Raw genomic sequence first — 1224 nt, forward strand, 5'->3', positions numbered from 1 at the left:
CAGGCTCATACCCTCGTCAAGTTTACCGAAGATATAAGACAGTGAACCTGACAAAATGCCACTAAATCGTTCAAGCTCATCGCCTGCTGCAATCAGGTTTTGTAAGTTTTCGATAACCGGTAGGCCTGCCCCTACGGTTGTTTCGTACATCAACTTGCGACGCGAGCTACGAGCGACATCTCGAAGCTGATGGTAGTACGCCATGCTTGCTGTGTTTGCTTTTTTGTTTGGCGTGACCACGTGGAAACCTGCTGCTAGAAAGTCTGCATATTGATTTGCAATGTCTTCACTAGACGTACAATCCACAAGTACAGGGTTGATGATGTGATTGCGCTGAACCAACGCGATTAAACGAGCTAGACTGAATTCTTCTGTTGCCGCTGACATGCGGTCGCGCCAGTGTTCTAGTGGTAAGCCTTCACTATCGAGTAGCAAGCCTTTGCTATTTGCTAAACCACAAACTCGAATCACGATACCTTTTTCTGCCAGTTTGGATTGTTGACGTTGGATCTGATCCACCAGCTCACCGCCAACACCGCCAACACCAACAACAAACACATCGAGGAAGTATTTGGAGTTAAATAGGTTTTCGTGACACGCTTTGATCGCCTCAGAAATTTTGTCTTCCGGAATCACCGCAGAGATAGCACGCTCTGAAGAACCCTGCGCAATCGCGACGATATTAACGTTCACTTCCGCAAGAGAAGAGAAGAAACGTGAAGCAACACCACGGGATGTACGCATGCCGTCACCAACCAAGGTAACGATAGAAACATCATCGATAAAATCAACCGGTTCCAATAGACCGTCTTTTAGTTCAAGCTCAAACGCATCCGCCAAAACTTGTTGAGCTTTCAGCTTATCATCGGCCTCGATACAGAAGCTGATGCTGTACTCAGACGATGATTTAGTAATAAATACAATAGAGACACCAGCAGAAGACATCGCACCAAATACTCGGCTCGCCATGCCTACCATCCCCTTCATACCTGGGCCTGATACGTTAACCATGGTTAGGTCGTTAAGCGTTGTAATACCTTTGATCGCAAGATTATCTTCACCAGTATCTTGGCCGATAAGCGTACCCGCGCCTTGAGGGTTAAAGCTGTTTTTGATCAGACATGGAATGTGGAATTGCGCGATAGGAGCAATGGTCTTCGGATGCAGAACGGATGCACCGAAGTAAGAAAGCTCCATTGCTTCTTGATAGCTGAGAGACTTAAG

The 1224-nt window shown here is 46.7% G+C and carries 1 protein-coding gene; it reads right to left on the reverse strand.

All coding sequences use genetic code 11. The features are described 5' to 3' along the window. A partial coding sequence (locus R7P69_RS24825; RefSeq protein ID WP_318121769.1) for an ACT domain-containing protein occupies positions 1-1224 on the reverse strand: 1224 nt, incomplete at both ends.

Source organism: Vibrio sp. 661 (assembly GCF_033339315.1).
Lineage (GTDB): Bacteria > Pseudomonadota > Gammaproteobacteria > Enterobacterales > Vibrionaceae > Vibrio > Vibrio alginolyticus.